This is a genomic window from Mucilaginibacter sp. HD30 (assembly GCF_054061755.1).
Genome location: NZ_JBSSEO010000001.1, coordinates 1,660,401 through 1,676,517, shown reverse-complemented (window position 1 = coordinate 1,676,517; position 16,117 = coordinate 1,660,401). Strand labels below are relative to the sequence as shown.

Annotated in this window: 19 protein-coding genes and 1 tRNA gene; 11 read left to right on the top strand and 9 right to left on the bottom strand. The window is 42.2% G+C overall.

Going from position 1 to position 16,117, the window contains the following annotated elements:
- Window positions 1-2 precede the first annotated feature (2 nt).
- On the top strand, window positions 3-1,337 hold the full coding sequence (locus tag ACVW2L_RS08210; protein ID WP_457127481.1) for a sigma-54-dependent transcriptional regulator: 1,335 nt from the start codon (window positions 3-5) through the stop codon (window positions 1,335-1,337).
- Between the two features lie 52 nt (window positions 1,338-1,389).
- On the opposite strand, the gene ACVW2L_RS08205 is transcribed toward ACVW2L_RS08210, so the two are convergent.
- Together ACVW2L_RS08205 and ACVW2L_RS08200 are read right to left on the bottom strand one after the other, a co-directional pair.
- A complete protein-coding gene (locus ACVW2L_RS08205; protein WP_457127480.1) occupies window positions 1,390-2,088 on the bottom strand; it encodes a sulfite oxidase-like oxidoreductase in 699 nt (232 codons plus the stop codon).
- Between the two features lie 8 nt (window positions 2,089-2,096).
- Window positions 2,097-3,086 (bottom strand): LLM class flavin-dependent oxidoreductase, encoded by a 990-nt coding sequence (locus ACVW2L_RS08200; RefSeq protein ID WP_457127479.1) that lies wholly within the window; start codon window positions 3,084-3,086, stop codon window positions 2,097-2,099.
- A 124-nt stretch (window positions 3,087-3,210) separates the two neighbouring features.
- Between ACVW2L_RS08200 and msrA the strand changes: the two genes are divergently transcribed.
- Window positions 3,211-3,702, top strand: coding sequence for a peptide-methionine (S)-S-oxide reductase MsrA (gene msrA / locus ACVW2L_RS08195; RefSeq protein WP_457127478.1), 492 nt, complete (start codon window positions 3,211-3,213; stop codon window positions 3,700-3,702).
- 55 nt (window positions 3,703-3,757) lie between these two features.
- Window positions 3,758-4,147: a TraR/DksA family transcriptional regulator gene (locus tag ACVW2L_RS08190; protein WP_457127477.1), complete on the top strand. Its 390-nt coding sequence runs from the start codon at window positions 3,758-3,760 to the stop codon at window positions 4,145-4,147.
- Window positions 4,148-4,159: 12 nt separating this feature from the next.
- Here the strand turns inward: ACVW2L_RS08190 and ACVW2L_RS08185 are convergent, their stop codons facing one another.
- From ACVW2L_RS08185 to ACVW2L_RS08155, 7 genes are all read right to left on the bottom strand, one after another.
- Entirely contained in the window at window positions 4,160-4,522 is a 363-nt protein-coding gene (locus ACVW2L_RS08185; protein WP_457127476.1) for a response regulator transcription factor, read from the bottom strand.
- 297 nt (window positions 4,523-4,819) lie between these two features.
- Window positions 4,820-4,904, bottom strand: a tRNA-Ser gene (locus ACVW2L_RS08180).
- Window positions 4,905-4,991: 87 nt separating this feature from the next.
- Window positions 4,992-5,966, bottom strand: coding sequence for a YihY/virulence factor BrkB family protein (locus ACVW2L_RS08175; RefSeq protein ID WP_457127475.1), 975 nt, complete (start codon window positions 5,964-5,966; stop codon window positions 4,992-4,994).
- Between the two features lie 11 nt (window positions 5,967-5,977).
- On the bottom strand, window positions 5,978-6,388 hold the full coding sequence (locus ACVW2L_RS08170) for an acyl-CoA thioesterase (RefSeq protein WP_457127474.1): 411 nt from the start codon (window positions 6,386-6,388) through the stop codon (window positions 5,978-5,980).
- Entirely contained in the window at window positions 6,385-7,437 is a 1,053-nt protein-coding gene (gene mltG / locus ACVW2L_RS08165; protein WP_457127473.1) for an endolytic transglycosylase MltG, read from the bottom strand. Before mltG ends, ACVW2L_RS08170 begins: the two co-directional genes overlap by 4 nt.
- A gap of 18 nt (window positions 7,438-7,455) precedes the next feature.
- Window positions 7,456-7,752, bottom strand: coding sequence for a rhodanese-like domain-containing protein (locus ACVW2L_RS08160; RefSeq protein ID WP_457127472.1), 297 nt, complete (start codon window positions 7,750-7,752; stop codon window positions 7,456-7,458).
- Entirely contained in the window at window positions 7,742-8,521 is a 780-nt protein-coding gene (locus tag ACVW2L_RS08155) for a PASTA domain-containing protein (protein WP_457127471.1), read from the bottom strand. Before ACVW2L_RS08155 ends, ACVW2L_RS08160 begins: the two co-directional genes overlap by 11 nt.
- A gap of 168 nt (window positions 8,522-8,689) precedes the next feature.
- On the opposite strand from ACVW2L_RS08155, the gene ACVW2L_RS08150 reads away from it, so the two are divergent.
- The 8 genes from ACVW2L_RS08150 (at window position 8,690) to rpe (ending at window position 16,007) form a co-directional block, all read left to right on the top strand.
- Entirely contained in the window at window positions 8,690-9,685 is a 996-nt protein-coding gene (locus tag ACVW2L_RS08150; RefSeq protein WP_457127470.1) for a D-alanine--D-alanine ligase, read from the top strand.
- Window positions 9,675-9,968 (top strand): antibiotic biosynthesis monooxygenase family protein, encoded by a 294-nt coding sequence (locus ACVW2L_RS08145; RefSeq protein WP_457127469.1) that lies wholly within the window; start codon window positions 9,675-9,677, stop codon window positions 9,966-9,968. Before ACVW2L_RS08150 ends, ACVW2L_RS08145 begins: the two co-directional genes overlap by 11 nt.
- Window positions 9,969-10,075: 107 nt before the next feature.
- Entirely contained in the window at window positions 10,076-10,501 is a 426-nt protein-coding gene (locus ACVW2L_RS08140; protein ID WP_457127468.1) for an SRPBCC family protein, read from the top strand.
- 104 nt (window positions 10,502-10,605) lie between these two features.
- Window positions 10,606-12,141 carry an MFS transporter gene (locus ACVW2L_RS08135; protein WP_457127467.1) on the top strand — a complete coding sequence of 512 codons (1,536 nt, stop codon included), beginning with the start codon at window positions 10,606-10,608 and terminating at the stop codon, window positions 12,139-12,141.
- Between the two features lie 111 nt (window positions 12,142-12,252).
- Window positions 12,253-12,531: a 30S ribosomal protein S15 gene (gene rpsO, locus ACVW2L_RS08130; protein WP_294790464.1), complete on the top strand. Its 279-nt coding sequence runs from the start codon at window positions 12,253-12,255 to the stop codon at window positions 12,529-12,531.
- Between the two features lie 132 nt (window positions 12,532-12,663).
- Window positions 12,664-14,790 (top strand): polyribonucleotide nucleotidyltransferase, encoded by a 2,127-nt coding sequence (pnp, locus tag ACVW2L_RS08125; protein ID WP_457127466.1) that lies wholly within the window; start codon window positions 12,664-12,666, stop codon window positions 14,788-14,790.
- Window positions 14,791-14,960: 170 nt separating this feature from the next.
- Window positions 14,961-15,236 carry a hypothetical protein gene (locus ACVW2L_RS08120; RefSeq protein ID WP_457127465.1) on the top strand — a complete coding sequence of 92 codons (276 nt, stop codon included), beginning with the start codon at window positions 14,961-14,963 and terminating at the stop codon, window positions 15,234-15,236.
- 99 nt (window positions 15,237-15,335) lie between these two features.
- Window positions 15,336-16,007 carry a ribulose-phosphate 3-epimerase gene (gene rpe, locus ACVW2L_RS08115; RefSeq protein ID WP_457127464.1) on the top strand — a complete coding sequence of 224 codons (672 nt, stop codon included), beginning with the start codon at window positions 15,336-15,338 and terminating at the stop codon, window positions 16,005-16,007.
- The last annotated feature ends 110 nt before the right edge of the window (window positions 16,008-16,117 follow it).

Sequence of the window (16,117 nt, the reverse complement as noted above, 5' to 3'; positions counted from 1 at the left end):
AAATGAAAGCGGGCGTATTAATTATTGATGATGAGGTCAAACTGTCGGCATTGCTGGCAAGGATCATAGAATTAGAAGGTTACCCCGTATGGCAGGCAGCAACCGGCAAAGAGGGCCTTAAAATGTTGGATCGCGAATTGGTGCAGGTTGTTTTTAGCGATGTTAAACTCCCTGATGTGAGTGGTGTTGAACTGGTTAAACATCTTAAGGAAAAAAAGCCTTATGTAGAAGTAATATGCCTTACAGCCTACGGCACAATTGCCGATGGTGTTACTGCTATTAAAAACGGTGCATTTGATTATATCACCAAGGGAGACGATAATGACCGCATTTTACCCTTGCTTTCCAAAGCTGCTGAAAAGGCCGAGGTTCAGTATAAGCTTTACCAACTGGAAAATAAACTGATCAGTCAGCATAGTTTTGACGGAATTATAGGTAGGTCACGGGCTATTCAATCGGCAATAGAACTGGCTAAAAAAGTTTCGCCAACGGAAACAACGGTACTCTTGCTGGGCGAAACAGGCACGGGAAAAGAGGTATTTGCCCGTGCTATTCATTACAATAGCCAGCGAAAAACAGGAAACTTTGTAGCAATTAACTGCAGTGCGTTTTCACGGGAGCTGTTGGAAAGCGAGTTATTTGGCTACAAGGCCGGCGCTTTTACCGGTGCGCTGAAAGATAAAAAAGGATTGTTTGAAGAAGCAGACGGCGGGACGTTGTTCCTGGATGAAATTGGTGAATTACCAATAGATTTACAGGCGAAACTTTTGAGAGTGCTGGAAGCTGGAGAATTTTTCAAACTGGGCGATACAAAAACCCATCATACCAATGTGCGCATCATTGCGGCCACCAACCGCAATCTGCAATCTGAGATAGCAAAGGAGCATTTCCGGGAAGATCTTTTTTATCGCTTATCGGTATTCAGTATTAGCCTGCCATCGTTAAATAACCGTCGCGAGGATATCCCGCTGCTTGCTGACCATTATTTGAAAGAGTATGCCGGCAAAATGAACCGCAAACTTTCTGCAATAGATCCGGCAATGCTAAAACAACTGGAGAAATATAACTGGCGCGGTAATATTCGCGAATTGAAGAACCTGATAGAACGGGCGGTGATCGTATCGGAAGGTGATGTATTGACAGCGGACACTTTACCCGTCGAACTCTATGGCGAGCAAAATACCGCGGTGACAGTTTTCGATATGGCTGCTGTAGAGAAAAACCATATCCGCAAAATGCTCATCCATACAAAGGGTAATAAAACAGAGGCGGCAAAATTAATGAACATTGGGATCACCACTCTTTATAGAAAGATTGATGAATATGATCTGCAGTAACTCCGGGGAACTGCGAAAGGGAGGGCCTAATATTACCGCAACCATCAAATGCCTATTCTTCGTCGTACCGGTCATTCCGCCAGGGATAGGCGGTATTAGAATAACCACGCTCCTCCCAGAACCCTCTTTTATCTTCTGTCAGGAACTGAATGCGTTTTATCCATTTCGCGCCTTTCCAGGCGTAGAGTTGGGGCGTGATCATACGGCACGGGCCACCGTGCTCCAACGGCAAGGGTTGCCCGTCAAATGTATGCACTAAAAGCACATCTGGTTTCAACGCCTCCTCCAGGGCTATATTAGTTGAATAGGTATCATAACCATAACATAGGATGTGACTCGCCTCAAGCTTTGGCTGAACCAGCGCGGCTATATCGAGTAAACTAACACCTTTCCAATGCATATCAAATTTTGACCAGGTAGTAACACAATGAAAGTCTGAAGTGTCTTTGGTCTGTGGTAAAGCCAAAAGATCTTTCCAGGTAAGGGTCACCGGATGTTCAACGGCGCCATCAATCGTTAACCGCCAACGTTCCGGCGTAATGTTGGGATGATAACCCAAATCAAGTACCGGCCATTTTACAGTTTTGGTCTGGCCTATTGGCAGAGCAGGCATACCATGCCGGTTCGGCTGGCCCGTACCCTTAGGCAGGTCATCAGCCACAGAAGGCGTGGCTTTCATTTGCTGCTCAAAGCGCGCTTTAAGTTTTAGGCGCGCCTCAACTATGCGTTCGAGTTTTTCCGGGTCTTCCATAGCTTAATTTACGCATTTAGTGCTTCTGCCAATAGGCGGTATGATTTTAGTCTGGCAGCTTGGTCATAAATGTGTGAGGTAGCCATGATCTCCTGAATGCCGGTACGTTCTATAAAACGGCTTAATTCCGCTTGCACGGTAGCTTTGCTCCCAAAAAAGGAATAGGCCAGCATTTGCATGGCGGCATCATGTTCTGCGGTACTCCAAAGTTCCTCCATACTATCAACCGGAGGTGGCAATAGCTGACGCTTCCCGGTAATGATACCTTTAAACAATTGCTTTAAAGAAGTTGCTAAATATTGGGCTTCGTCGTCCGTATCAGCGGCAACAACATTTACACAGGCCAGCACATAAGGCTCAGTCAATTGGGAAGAGGGCTTGAAATTTTTACGGTAAAGATCTATTGCCTGTAGGAAGTATGCCGGTGCAAAATGACTGGCAAAGGCGTAAGGTAAACCCATCGCCGCAGCCAGCCGGGCACTGTCCAGACTGGAACCTAAGATCCATATCGGTATATCTAATCCTTCGCCAGGAATGGCACTGACACCATTTGGGTGATCGCCTTTAAAATAGTGTTGCAGCGCAGCTACGTCTTGCGGAAAATGAAAGGCTGCGCCCATGTTCTCGCCTCGAATGGCATGCGCAGTGGTTTGATCGCTACCGGGTGCACGACCTAAACCCAGGTCTATACGACCAGGATATAAGCTTTCCAGGGTACCAAACTGTTCGGCTACGACAAGAGGGGAGTGGTTGGGTAGCATAATACCGCCGGAACCTACGCGAATTGTTGAAGTGCTTCCCGCTATATGAGCTATCAGTAAACCGGTTGCGGAGCTGGCCACGTTAATCATGTTATGGTGTTCAGCAAACCAATAACGGGTGTAGCCTAAGGCTTCTGCCTGCTGCGCATTGGCGACGCTGCCTTTAAACGAGTCTGCAATAGTATGTCCCTCAATGACCGTAGCAAGGTCTAATACTGAATAGTTGATAGTTGCCATATTTCAAAGGTAAAGCCTCCCATTTGATCAACTGTCAGCCCAGTTTCCTAATTACGGCTAATCAGTTTATTAAAAAACATATTCCAAAAATATGCGTATATTGATTAATAAAATTTAAAAATTGATGCAAACAGAAAAAGCAATATTGGCCGGTGGTTGTTTTTGGGGCGTGGAAGAACTGATCCGTCAGTTACCAGGTATAACTGCTACTATAGTAGGATATACCGGCGGCGACGTGCCAAATGCAACTTACCGCAACCACGGTACACATGCCGAAGGCATAGCCATTACATTTGATCCTGAACAGATCACTTATCGACATTTATTAGAGTATTTCTTTAAGATCCATAACCCCACTACCCGCAACAGGCAGGGCAATGATATCGGTGCGTCTTATCGTTCTGCTATTTTTTATCTGAATGAAAATCAGCGCCAAACAGCGGTTGATTTAATACAAGAGATGGACGCATCTGGCATATGGCCCGGCAAGATCGTTACTGAAGTTGTTCCGGCGGGAGACTTTTGGAATGCCGAGCAGGAACATCAGGCCTATTTGCAAAAGAACCCTTATGGCTATACCTGTCATTTTGAAAGGCCAGACTGGAAGTTGAGTTAGTTGATGATTTTTTATCAAATAAAAAACCATTCACGAAACACGGCGTTATTGCGGCATGGAAAATACAACTACCCTAAAAAAGCGTTACAGCGACTCTGAATTGGAAGAATTTAAGCAGATAATTCTTCATAAATTGAATATAGCCCGCGAAGAGTTGGCAGACCTGTCAGCATCATTGCAAAGCAGCAATCCCAATGGCACTGATGATACTGCGGGAACTTACGCTACATTGGAAGATGGGGCTGCCACTATGGACAAAGAGTCCATACATCAGTTGGCTGGCCGCCAGCAAAAATTTATTCAGCAATTAGACGCTGCTCTTGTACGGATAGCCAATAAAACTTATGGGATTTGCCGCACAACAGGCGAATTGATTCAGAAAGAAAGATTAATAGCAGTGCCGCATACCACACAAAGTATGGCAGCTAAACTCAACCAGAATTAATAAACCGGATAATTAATTTAAAGCGTATTGCCTTACCTTACGGGTAAAATCTATCAACTCAAAAGGTTTGGCAATATGATCGTCCGCGCCGCATTCCATTTTGATCCTTTCCAGGTCTAAATTGGCAGAGACAAGGATGACCGGTATATCTTTTAGGTCGGCTTGTCCTTTGATGTATTCACACATCGTTTGTCCGCTTTCTCCTTTCAGGTTAAGATCAAGAAGCACCAACCCGATCTCATTATCATGCAGTTTTTGTCTTGCTGCACCCATATCAGCCAGGCTGATAACCTTTAAACCCTCTATTTCCAGGATTATGCAGATCATTTCTGCAATAATAGGCTCATCCTCAATTACCAATACTTTTCTATTCATACCCGCCTTGTGCAAAATGAAGGCCAATAAAGAAGGTTTTGAGCTAATATTTCCAAAAAGCCTTCAATTCATTAGCCGGTTAGCTTTTTCTTAAACTGAACAATACTTTGCGGTTGATTTCTTTGGTGATCAAAGAAGGCGGATAAAAAGCTTTCAATGAAATTATCGCCGAATGCGGAGAAAAATATAGATCGTTAATGAGATATAATAAAAAACGGGGCTATTTACTACCTGTTGAGTATGCAGGCAAAAAAAATACCCTTAGCATGTCGCAAAGGGTATTGATAAAATTAGTTGCGGAGAGCTAGGGATTCGAACCCCAGGACCTGTTACAGTCAACAGTTTTCAAGACTGCCGCAATCGACCACTCTGCCAGCTCTCCGGGGACAAAAGTACAAATCCGGGCCGAATTGGCAAATTAGATTTCAAGTTTTTTTAATATAGAGTTAACAAGCAGGCACACAAATATTTAAGTAGTGATTTGCTTGTTTCGGAAGTTATTAAAGCGGGGTTTCTCTACTTTTATGTTACGTTTTGCCAGGTCAATATTGGCGTTTAACTCAAATCCGATGAGCAAAATAAGCGAGTTTAGGTACAACCATATCATTACCACAATGAGTGTACCGATGGAACCATAGATCTTATTGTACGACGAAAAGTTGTTGATATAGTAGGTAAAACCTATTGATGTTAACACTGCAAGCGTAGTTGCCAACACCGAACCCGGACTCAAAAATTTCCACTTTAGTTTATGTGCCGGCCCATAACGATAAAGCAGGGATATACTGAAGAAGAATAAAGCCATAATAATGATCCAGCGCGATAGGGTAAGCGCATAGATCCAAAAAGTGCTTTCGCTTGCTATACGCTCCTGCATATTAGTAATAATAGCTTCGCCAACTATTAAAACTACTATAGCCGCAAGCAAAGCGAAACTTATCATAACGGTAATCAAGGTTGCCACGGCGCGCCTTTTAAGCCAGGTTCGCTTCTCCAGCAGGAGGGAAGAATCATTAAATGCCCGCATTAAGTTACCTACACCATTGGTGGCAAAATAGAGGGCCGTAATAAAACCAACAGAAAGCAAACTGCCGTTTTGGTTTTTAACAATATCTTCAATGGTGTTTTGAAACGCCAAGTAGGCTGTGGTAGGCAAAATTGTTTGTAATAATTCCAGAAGGTTATCCTGAAAATTGGTACCCGGTATATAGGCAATGAGGGTGAAAAGAAATATAGTTGCCGGAAACAGCGCTAACATGAAATTATAAGCCAGGGCAGATGCCCGGTTCAGCAGCGATTCCTCTAAAAACTCATTGACCAGCGATACCAGAATTACATATACAGAGATACCGCCAAACCAAGACGGCGTTAACGACTTAAGGTACTTAATAAAAGAGCGGTAAAATTCCGCATGCCTAAGCAGAAAGCGATGTATCCATCTCATTAAGCGCTAATCTACTTAAAAAAAGGCTTCAGCTTTTCTAAAAATTCACGGTCGGGCAGGCAGGGGCGAAGGGTGGACATTTTTACAAAGCAAAGCAATGTTTCGCCAGTGTGAATAAGGTCCTGCTTTTCATTGAATAACTCATACTTAAAATGAATGGTAACCCCCGGCATTTTATCCATCATAACGCGTACTGTTATCTCTTCATCGTAACGGGCCGGCTTTAGGTACTTGCAGCTCATCTCCATTACGGGCATCATTATACCGTTGGCTTCCATGCCTGCATAGGTTAAGCCCAAACTGCGCAGCATTTCCACACGGCCTACCTCGTAAAACTCTGCATAGTTGCCGTAATACATATAACCCATTTGGTCGGTTTCGCCGTAACGTACCCTTATTTTGGTTGAATTCTCAAACATCATCTTTTAATGTTGCGCTCGTTAAGCGCCTGTCTGAATTTGTTGGCGTTTATATTATGATCTTTAACGTTATCTGCGAAGTTATGATAACCCGAAAAATCTTCTTTGGCGCACATGTAAATATAATCGCTCGGCTTGTAATCAAGCACTGCTTTAACCGCGTTTATAGAAGGCATCATGATAGGGCCCGGCGGTAAGCCTTTGTTAGCATATGTATTGTAGGGCGATGGTACCGAAAGATAACGGTTAAGCACGCGTTGGATAGTAAAATCCTTCATAGCAAATATCACAGTAGGATCAGACTCCAGTTTCATGCCTTTTTTAAGGCGATTAAGGTACAAACCGGCTATGGTTGGCATCTCATCATCTCTTAAGGCCTCCGCGTCTACAATGGATGCAAGTATGCTCACTTGTGCGGGTGTCAAATTAAGTTGTGCTGCTTTATCCTTACGTTCCTTTGTCCAGAACGCTTCATAACGCGCATACATTTTTTTAAATAGTTTTTCGGGAGTAGAATTCCAATAAAGCTGGTATGAATCGGGCATAACAGCCACAAACACGTTATCCGTGGTAAAGCCATATTGCTTAACAAAGTCTGCTGAATCAAGCAATCGTAGGATGGAGGTAGAATCGGGCTCCAGTTGTTTAGATGCAAAAACAGCGAACTGCTCTTTAAGCCTGAAGTTGTGAAAAGCAAAAGTAACCGGCTCCTGCGTACCCGATGCGAGCACGTTGATCAGTTTGCGGTTGCTCATACCTTCCGTTAGGCGATATCTGCCCGGTTTTACGCGGCCTGGATATTTCATGTTCTGCGCCGCCCATAAAAAGTTGGTGCTATCTTTTACAATTTCTTTATCGCGGATGGTTTTATAAACGCTGTTAAAATTTTCGCCGGTGCGGATGTACAGATATTCCTCATTACCTGTAACGTTAGGGCCAAAATACTTTAGGTAATAAAACAGCAGTGTGCCGCCTAAAGCTAAAACTACTACAATTACCAGCGCTATTATGAATTTTTTTAAGGAAGAGCCAGATGATACTTGCTTTGCCATTGTTTAGATTAAAATAATTTACGATAACCTTTGCATGGCCAAAAGGCCGCCGGTTAAATTTTTTACATTGTTAAATCCGTTTTGGATTAAAATAGCCTGCGCCGTTTTACTGCGAATGCCTGCTTTGCAAATAACAATTATCTCATCGGTTTTGTTATAGTTAATGTTACCGGTATTTGCAATTAAATAGGATAAAGGCAAATTAGACCCACCTATATTATAGGTGTGAAATTCAATAACCTCGCGCACATCCAAAATATTGACAGCTTCAGGCTGCGCCAAACGTTGCTTAAAATCTGCTGCACTAATTTCCATTGGCTGCGCCCTGACTTACGGTTAAAGTTATAGGGGTACCTATACTCGATGTAGTAGTAGAGTCTGTACGCATAGGGAACTGACTTATTACTTTAAGGGTGCTTGAGTCGGTTATGTTGCCTTGATAAATGATACTTCCTACTGTAAATCCGGCCCCTTTTATTGCAAATCTCGCGGCATCAAGGTCCTGGCCTATCAGATCAGGTATTTCTTGTTCGTTGGCACCTTTACCATCACCCAACACCAGATCAAGACGCGAGCCTTTAGGTATTTTCATTCCCGGCCTTATGGTTTGTCCATTTAACTTTACTTCAAGTACAATATTAGTTGCAATATCAGACCGGTAGGTGGTATCGCCAACCTTTAAGCCGGCGTTAGTTAGCATAGACACTGCCTGAATATAGGGTATTTGCTCAATTTCAGGCAGGCCAACGGGTGGCGCCTGTAGGGTAACCATGGTAAGGTAAATTATACGGCCGTTTTTAACAAGTGTACCGGCGTCCGGATCTTGTTCCACAATCGTACCCGGATCTTTATCACCTAAATAAATAGTGTCAACATGAAAATTAAATCCTTGTTCTTCCAGTTTGTTTACTGCGTCTGTAATGTTCAAGCCCTTTAACGACGGTACAGGAACACCCGACCCATGGCCGGTATAGTAACTTAAACTAAAAAACGCTATTAGAACCACAGCTATTACCGAGCCAACAGCAAATAATGCTGTTTTACGGAATGAACCGGTTTTAATATATGCCAATAATTTCTTCATCTTGCCAAATAGGGTATATATGCCCGTAAGGGCTATCAAACATAGGTAAATTTTTGAAATTACTTTTTACCGCAAGCTAAAAATAAGCGGATCACCGGTACGAATTGGAATTCAAAAGCTTTTAATTTTAGGCTGTTGGCTTTTAAAAATATTTATATTTGGCAGTATATGGCAACCAAAAATATAGCTCTGCTGGCCGGCGGTTTCACCGGCGAATACGAGGTTTCAATAAATAGCGCAAAAAACATAAAGGCGAATCTTGATCCTGCTAAATACAAAGTATACACCATTTTAATAGACCGCAATCGGTGGTTTTATGATGATGGCGCCAACGGGGTGGATATAGATAAAAATGATTTCAGCGTAATTTTAGATGGCGAAAAAGTAAAATTTAATTTTGCCTTTATCACCATACATGGCACACCGGGTGAGGATGGTAAATTGCAAGGTTATTTTGACCTGATAGGAATGCCTTATAATACATGCGATGTTACTACATCGGCCATAAGCATGAACAAAGCTTATACCAAAGCCATTGTAAACGGCATACACGATCTGCACATTGCCAGCTCTGTCAAATTAAAAAAACGCGACCCGCATGATATTGCCTCTGTAGTTGCAACACTCAAGTTTCCACTATTCGTTAAGCCTAATAACGGAGGCAGCAGTGTTGGTATGAGCAAGGTTTATAAAGTTAACGGCCTAAGTAACGCTGTTGACAAAGCTTTTAACGAAGATGACCAGATCCTGGTAGAGGAGTTTATAAAAGGCCGCGAGTTTAGTGTAGGTATTGTACACATGCACGGTAAGATCACCGTTTTGCCAATAACGGAGATCGTTAGCTCGAAAGATTTTTTTGATTACGAAGCAAAATACACCCCTGGCGTATCCGAAGAAATTACTCCTGCCGATATTTCTGTAATGAAACGCGAGCAGGTTGCCTTAATAGTTACCGAAGTTTACCAGCGCCTTAATTGCCGTGGCATGGTACGTGTTGATTTTATTTTAGAAGAGAGTACCAATAACTTCTATTTTATCGAGGTTAATACAACCCCGGGGCAATCATTAAATAGCCTGATACCACAACAGGTGCGAGCCGCAGGGATGAGTGTAAGCGATTTTTATGGCGAGTTAATTGAAGGGACAATAGGCCATGGTGCTTGAGGCAGCCACACTATATGTAATTCCCGGCAGTGAGCGTGATTTTGAAAAAGATTTTAAAATAGCCGGCCAATACATCAGTTCTATTCGCGGCTATGTAAGACACAGTTTGCAAAAATGTCTGGAACAAGACGGCAAGTATTTGCTGTTGGTAGAGTGGGAGAAGCTGGAAGATCATACTGTTGGCTTTCGTCAGTCTGCTGTATATGAGCCCTGGAAAAAGCTCTTGCATCATTATTATGACCCTTTCCCTGTGGTAGAGCATTATATGGCGGTAGAAGTTTAGACGCAATTTTGCCCATATAATAGTCCTTTTTTCCCGTTTTCGTTTTAGGGTATGCAGTATATCTTTGTGTTATAAAAATCAAAAATCACGACATAAAAAACTATAAAATGGAAACTGCACAAAAAACAATCACTGTAACAGCAACTGTTAGCGCCTCTGTAGAAAAAGTTTGGCAATTTTGGAACGAGCCCGAGCATATTAAAGGCTGGGCATTCGCGTCAGACGACTGGCACGCGCCATTCTCAGAAAACAATCTTCGCACCGGCGGTACCTTTAAAACAACAATGGCCGCTAAAGATGGTAGCTTTAGTTTTGACTTTGGTGGCGAATACACTGACGTTCAGGAGCACGCTTACATAGCATACACCATGGGCGACGGACGCAAGGTGTCAGTTAAATTTGGCGGCAGTAGCGACACAACAGAAATTGAAGAGACATTTGAGCCCGAAAGTCAAAACCCTATTGAAATGCAGCAGGGCGGCTGGCAAATGATTTTAAATAACTTTAAAAAATACGCAGAAGCGAACGCGTAGGTATACAAAACCATTTTTTGTTGAAAGCTATTTGCCCAAAGCAGATGGCTTTTGCTATTTATGGCCGTTAAAACATACCTTTATGTTTAAGAGTTAATTAAATTATGGCTACAGTTTCATTAAGCAGCGCCAAGGGTAAATGGGTTATAGTGTCTACCATACTGGCCTCGGCTATGGCTTTTATTGATGGTACGGCCTTAAATGTTGTATTGCCTGCTTTACAACAAAACCTTAACGCGTCTGGTGCCGATCTTTTCTGGGTGTTAAACTCCTATTTGCTGATGCTGGCCTCATTGATATTAATAGGAGGGGCGATGGGCGATAAACTGGGCCGCAAAAAAGTATTTATGGGCGGCATCGTATTGTTTATCGTTGGCTCTGCAGCGTGCGGTATATCAACCAGTGTTACTATGTTGATAATTTGCCGTGCTGTTCAAGGCATAGGTGGCGCTTTTATGATTCCCGGAAGCTTATCCCTGATATCATCAGCTATAAATGCTAAAGAGCGGGGCAAGGCTATCGGTACCTGGTCGGCTTTTACAACGGTGGTAACAATGGGCGGCCCTATATTGGGCGGTGCCCTGGCCGATGCCGGTTTGTGGCGATATATATTCTTTATTAACGTGCCGATAGGGATTGCTGCTTTTATAATGCTGGCCTTTCGCGTTGACGAGACAAAAGATGAAGACGCTGATAAGGCACTTGACTTCCCCGGCGCAATCACCATAGCCCTTGCATTGGCGCTGCTTACTTTTGGCTTTTTGCGTATACCTGCCGTTGGGTTCGCTCATTTTCAGAGCTATGGGTCATTAGCCGGCGGATTGTTATTTTTGATAATATTTATCATTATTGAGAAGAAAAGCCGGCACCCCATGATGCCGCTCAGCCTTTTTAGTAATTCCGTTTTTACAGGTGTTAATTTGCTCACCTTTTTTTTGTACGCGGGTTTGGGTGCCGGCATGCTTTTTTTGTCGCTCAATCTGGTGCAGGTGCAGGGGTACAGTCAGCTGCAATCGGGTTTAACTTTTCTGCCTTTTACGGTGTTAATGGTAACGGTTGCCCGTTACGCCGGCAGCCTTGCTGATAAATACGGACCTAAATTATTTTTAATTTGCGGGCCTGCATTAACAGGATTAGGTTTGCTTTTGCTATCCATTGTTGCCCAAACCAATGGCCCTTCAGATTACTGGACAACATTTTTTCCGGGAATATTTGTATTGGGTTTTGGTATGTCATTAACGGTAGCTCCGTTAACAGCTACCGTAATGGGATCTGTAAGCGATCATTTTTCAGGTACAGCATCAGGCGTTAATAATGCCATGACGCGTATTTCGGGCGTATTTGCTAACGCGATATTTGGCGCGCTGGCAGTTCTGTTTTTCACATCAACACTAATCAAACACATCGAGCGGGTACCGTTAAAACTTGAGCAAAAAGAGCAGATCATTAAACAAGCCGCTGATTTGGGCGATGCTAAAGTGCCGGCAAATATTCCATCAAAACAGAAGCAGGTAATTGAAACCTATTATAAAAAGAGTTTTATTCATTCTTACGCGGGTATTATGCGTATCTCTGCTGCTCTGGGTTTTTTGGGTGCGTTGATGGCGGTATCGTTTATAAAAAGTAAGATAAAAAGGTAATACTAACGCACATCCGAAATAATAAGTGCCTTGTTGTTTATATCCAACCAAACACTTACCTTTGCCCCACTATTAACAAAAATAATTAACAGCTTTAATATTATTCAGGTAATGTATTTAAGTAACGAAGCGAAAGCAGAGATTTTCGCAAAACATGGTAAGGGAGCAACCGACACAGGTTCAACTGAAGGTCAGGTAGCATTATTCACCTACCGCATCGCACATTTAACCGGTCACTTGAAAAAGAACAAACATGATTTTTCAACCCAGCTATCACTGCAAAAATTAGTAGGTAAACGCCGCGGATTGTTGGCATACTTATACAAAAAAGATATTTCAAGATACCGTGCTATCATCAAAGCTTTACAGCTAAGGGATATCATCAAGTAAACTTTAAATGTTTTCCAAAAAAAGCCGTCTCAAATTTAGGGGATGGCTTTTTTACTTTCTGAAGAAATAATTTACACACAATAAAAACCGGTACGCTCTAAAAGATGAAAAGCGTATCACAACGAAAACAAGATGAGTTTAAATGTAATTAAAAAGGTTATTGATCTGGGCGACGGCCGCACCATTGAGATCGAAACCGGTAAACTGGCTAAACAGGCCGATGGATCAGTAGTAATTAAAATGGGTGATACCATGTTATTGGCTACAGTAGTATCATCACCTGATGCTAAAGAAGGCGTTGATTTCCTGCCGCTTTCTGTTGATTATCAGGAAAAATATGCGGCTACAGGCCGTATCCCGGGTGGCTTTTTACGCCGCGAGGCACGTTTATCAGACTATGAGGTTTTGATCTCACGTTTGGTTGACCGTGCATTACGCCCGTTATTCCCTGATGATTATCATGCTGATACACAAGTAATGATCAGCTTAATATCTGCTGATAAAGATATAATGCCTGATTGCCTTGCAGGTTTAGCAGCATCGGCAGCGTTAGCTGTTTCTGATATTCCTTTTAACGGCCCGATATCAGAAGTTCGTGTAGCTAAAATTGATGGTAAGTTGGTTATAAACCCAACTTTAAGCCAGTTAGCTAACGCTACTTTAGAATTTATAGTTGCCGGTTCTGAGCACGACATCAACATGGTGGAAGGCGAATCAAAAGAGATTCAGGAAGAAGAATTGGTTGAAGCAATTAAATTTGCCCATACCGCTATAAAATTGCAATGTTTAGCTCAAAAAGAGTTGACCATTGAAACCGGTAAAACCGAAAAGCGCACTTATAGCCACGAGCACAGCAACGAAGAGCTTAAAAAAGCTATTTACGCCGCTACTTATGATCAGGTTTACGCTATTGCTGGCGAAGCATCTGGTAAAGACGAGCGTGGCGCTAAATTTAAAGCTGTACGCGATGAGTATATAGCTACTTTAGGCGAGATTGATGATGTTACCAAATTCTTAGCGAAAAAATACTACCACGATGTTGAGTATGATGCTATCCGTAACCTTGTATTAGACGAAGGCAAACGTTTAGACGGCCGTACTACTACACAAATACGCCCAATATGGAGCGAAGTTGGCTACTTACCATCTGCTCACGGTTCGGCAGTATTTACACGTGGAGAAACACAATCATTAACCACAGTAACTTTAGGTGCTAAGGATGATGAGCAAATGATTGATGGCGCGTTCATCAATGGTTATCAAAAATTCTTGTTGCATTATAACTTCCCTGGTTTCTCAACCGGCGAGGTTCGTCCTAACAGGGGTGCTGGTCGCCGCGAAATTGGTCACGGTAACCTGGCTATGCGTTCATTAAAACAAGTATTACCAGAGGCTGACGAAAATCCATACACTATCCGCATTGTTTCTGATATTTTAGAATCGAACGGTTCATCATCAATGGCTACGGTTTGTGCCGGTACATTGGCTTTGATGGATGCAGGTGTTAAGATCACCAATCCGGTATCAGGTATCGCAATGGGTTTGATCACTAACGAAATGGGTACTAAATACGCTATCCTTTCTGATATTTTGGGTGACGAGGATCACTTAGGTGATATGGACTTTAAAGTAACAGGTACCAAAAATGGTATAGTTGCCGTACAAATGGACCTTAAGATCAACGGTTTATCATACGAAGTATTAACTAACGCGTTAAATCAGGCTAAAGACGGTCGTTTGCATATCCTTGGCGAAATGGCTAAAACCCTTACCACTGCGCGCGAGGATTATAAACCACACGCTCCACGTATTATTACGCTTAAAATAGACAAAGAGTTTATTGGCGCGGTAATAGGACCCGGCGGCAAGATCATACAAGAAATGCAACGCGAAACCGGCGCTAACATTAACATTGAAGAAGTTGGCAACCAGGGTATAGTTCAGATCTTTGCTGATAACAAGGAAGCGATTGATAAAGCGGTTAGCCGTATCAAAGCCATCGCATCTAAACCAGAAATAGGCGAGATCTATGAAGGTAAAGTAAAATCAATTATGCCTTTTGGTGCATTTGTTGAAATTATGCCGGGTAAAGACGGTTTGTTGCACATATCAGAAATTGACCATAAACGTTTTGAAACAATGGATGGCATATTTGAAATAGGTGACGAAGTACGTGTTAAATTGCTGGATATTGACAAACAAGGTAAATTTAAGCTTTCTCGCAAAGCATTATTACCTAAGCCGGCTCCTCAACAATAACATTTTTAACAATTTGTGATTTTTATATTTAAGTAAAAGCCTTAGAAATAAGGCTTTTACTGTTTAAACACATTTTTTAAAAAAAAAGTAAAACAAATGGGTAACTTTTTACTTTTCTATAGTTAAGAGTTAATTGTTCAGGCCAATTTTGAACCCGATCCGAATTTGAAATGATTTCTACTCCAATTGATCCGTTGGACTTTCTTAGCAATAACAACAATTCAGGGAAACCCGTCGGACCTGACACGGACCTTTTACAGGCGCTATTGTATGAAATTATTAGGGTTAAAGAGTTGATAACATATTACGAATCTATTCCTAATGGTGGCGGTCAGCTTGGTGCTTCCATATTAACCGAGTTGGTGAATGAAGCCTATAATTCGGTAGTTAGCTATGATATGGTGTTAATGAAAAAATACTACGAATTACTTCAAAATTGCGACTGATTAGTCATTAGTGATTGGTCACTAGTCATTAGAGTTATTTTTACCTAATCATTTGTACGTATTTGATATATTTGCCAAGGTACCAATGACCAATGAGCAATGACTAACCACTTGATATCCCCATCCATACTTGCTGCCGATTTTGGCAATCTTCAACGCGATATTGAACTGATAAATAACAGCGAAGCTGATTGGATCCATGTGGATGTGATGGATGGCGAGTTTGTACCCAATATATCTTTTGGCTTCCCGGTTATTGCGGCCGTTAAAAAGCATGCGCAAAAACCTTTAGATGTCCACCTAATGATTGTGGAGCCCGAGCGTTACCTAAAGGCTTTTAAAGAGGCAGGCGCGGCCGGAATTACTGTACATTATGAGACGTGCCCGCATTTACATCGTACCATCCAGGTAATAAAAGAACTGGGTTGCAGGGCGGGGGTGGCCATTAATCCGCATACGCCTGTGTCGGCCCTGGAAGATATAATAGCTGATGTGGACATGGTGCTTATCATGTCTGTTAATCCCGGTTTCGGCGGCCAACATTTTATAGAAAATACCTACAAAAAGATAAAGCAGTTAAAAGCTTTAAGTGAATCAGTAAACCCCGACCTGTTTATAGAAATAGATGGGGGTGTTGATAGTAACAATGCTCAAAAACTAATTGAGGCAGGCGCCAATGTACTGGTTGCAGGTAGCGCGGTGTTCTCGTCGGCTAACCCTTCGGCCATCATATCCACATTAAAACACCCCAAAAAGTTACAATCTTTGTAATGCTTGTTAGTGTGCAAAATAGTAATATTGAAAAATTTTCAATAAAAGCCTTTATTATTATTATCTGTATCTTTCTTTAAAGTAAATGTAAATAATGTCTATATATTTTG

Coding starts and splice junctions, on each gene's coding strand:
- ACVW2L_RS08155 (WP_457127471.1), bottom strand. CDS start 8,521: ATGAAGAAATTATTGGCATATATTAAAACCGGTTCATTCCGTAAAACA.
- ACVW2L_RS08205 (WP_457127480.1), bottom strand. CDS start 2,088: ATGGAAGACCCGGAAAAACTCGAACGCATAGTTGAGGCGCGCCTAAAA.
- msrA (WP_457127478.1), top strand. CDS start 3,211: ATGCAAACAGAAAAAGCAATATTGGCCGGTGGTTGTTTTTGGGGCGTG.
- ACVW2L_RS08175 (WP_457127475.1), bottom strand. CDS start 5,966: ATGAGATGGATACATCGCTTTCTGCTTAGGCATGCGGAATTTTACCGC.
- ACVW2L_RS08145 (WP_457127469.1), top strand. CDS start 9,675: ATGGTGCTTGAGGCAGCCACACTATATGTAATTCCCGGCAGTGAGCGT.
- mltG (WP_457127473.1), bottom strand. CDS start 7,437: ATGGCAAAGCAAGTATCATCTGGCTCTTCCTTAAAAAAATTCATAATA.
- ACVW2L_RS08170 (WP_457127474.1), bottom strand. CDS start 6,388: ATGATGTTTGAGAATTCAACCAAAATAAGGGTACGTTACGGCGAAACC.
- ACVW2L_RS08200 (WP_457127479.1), bottom strand. CDS start 3,086: ATGGCAACTATCAACTATTCAGTATTAGACCTTGCTACGGTCATTGAG.
- rpsO (WP_294790464.1), top strand. CDS start 12,253: ATGTATTTAAGTAACGAAGCGAAAGCAGAGATTTTCGCAAAACATGGT.
- ACVW2L_RS08120 (WP_457127465.1), top strand. CDS start 14,961: ATGATTTCTACTCCAATTGATCCGTTGGACTTTCTTAGCAATAACAAC.
- ACVW2L_RS08140 (WP_457127468.1), top strand. CDS start 10,076: ATGGAAACTGCACAAAAAACAATCACTGTAACAGCAACTGTTAGCGCC.
- ACVW2L_RS08135 (WP_457127467.1), top strand. CDS start 10,606: ATGGCTACAGTTTCATTAAGCAGCGCCAAGGGTAAATGGGTTATAGTG.
- rpe (WP_457127464.1), top strand. CDS start 15,336: ATGACTAACCACTTGATATCCCCATCCATACTTGCTGCCGATTTTGGC.
- ACVW2L_RS08160 (WP_457127472.1), bottom strand. CDS start 7,752: ATGGAAATTAGTGCAGCAGATTTTAAGCAACGTTTGGCGCAGCCTGAA.
- pnp (WP_457127466.1), top strand. CDS start 12,664: ATGAGTTTAAATGTAATTAAAAAGGTTATTGATCTGGGCGACGGCCGC.
- ACVW2L_RS08210 (WP_457127481.1), top strand. CDS start 3: ATGAAAGCGGGCGTATTAATTATTGATGATGAGGTCAAACTGTCGGCA.
- ACVW2L_RS08185 (WP_457127476.1), bottom strand. CDS start 4,522: ATGAATAGAAAAGTATTGGTAATTGAGGATGAGCCTATTATTGCAGAA.
- ACVW2L_RS08190 (WP_457127477.1), top strand. CDS start 3,758: ATGGAAAATACAACTACCCTAAAAAAGCGTTACAGCGACTCTGAATTG.
- ACVW2L_RS08150 (WP_457127470.1), top strand. CDS start 8,690: ATGGCAACCAAAAATATAGCTCTGCTGGCCGGCGGTTTCACCGGCGAA.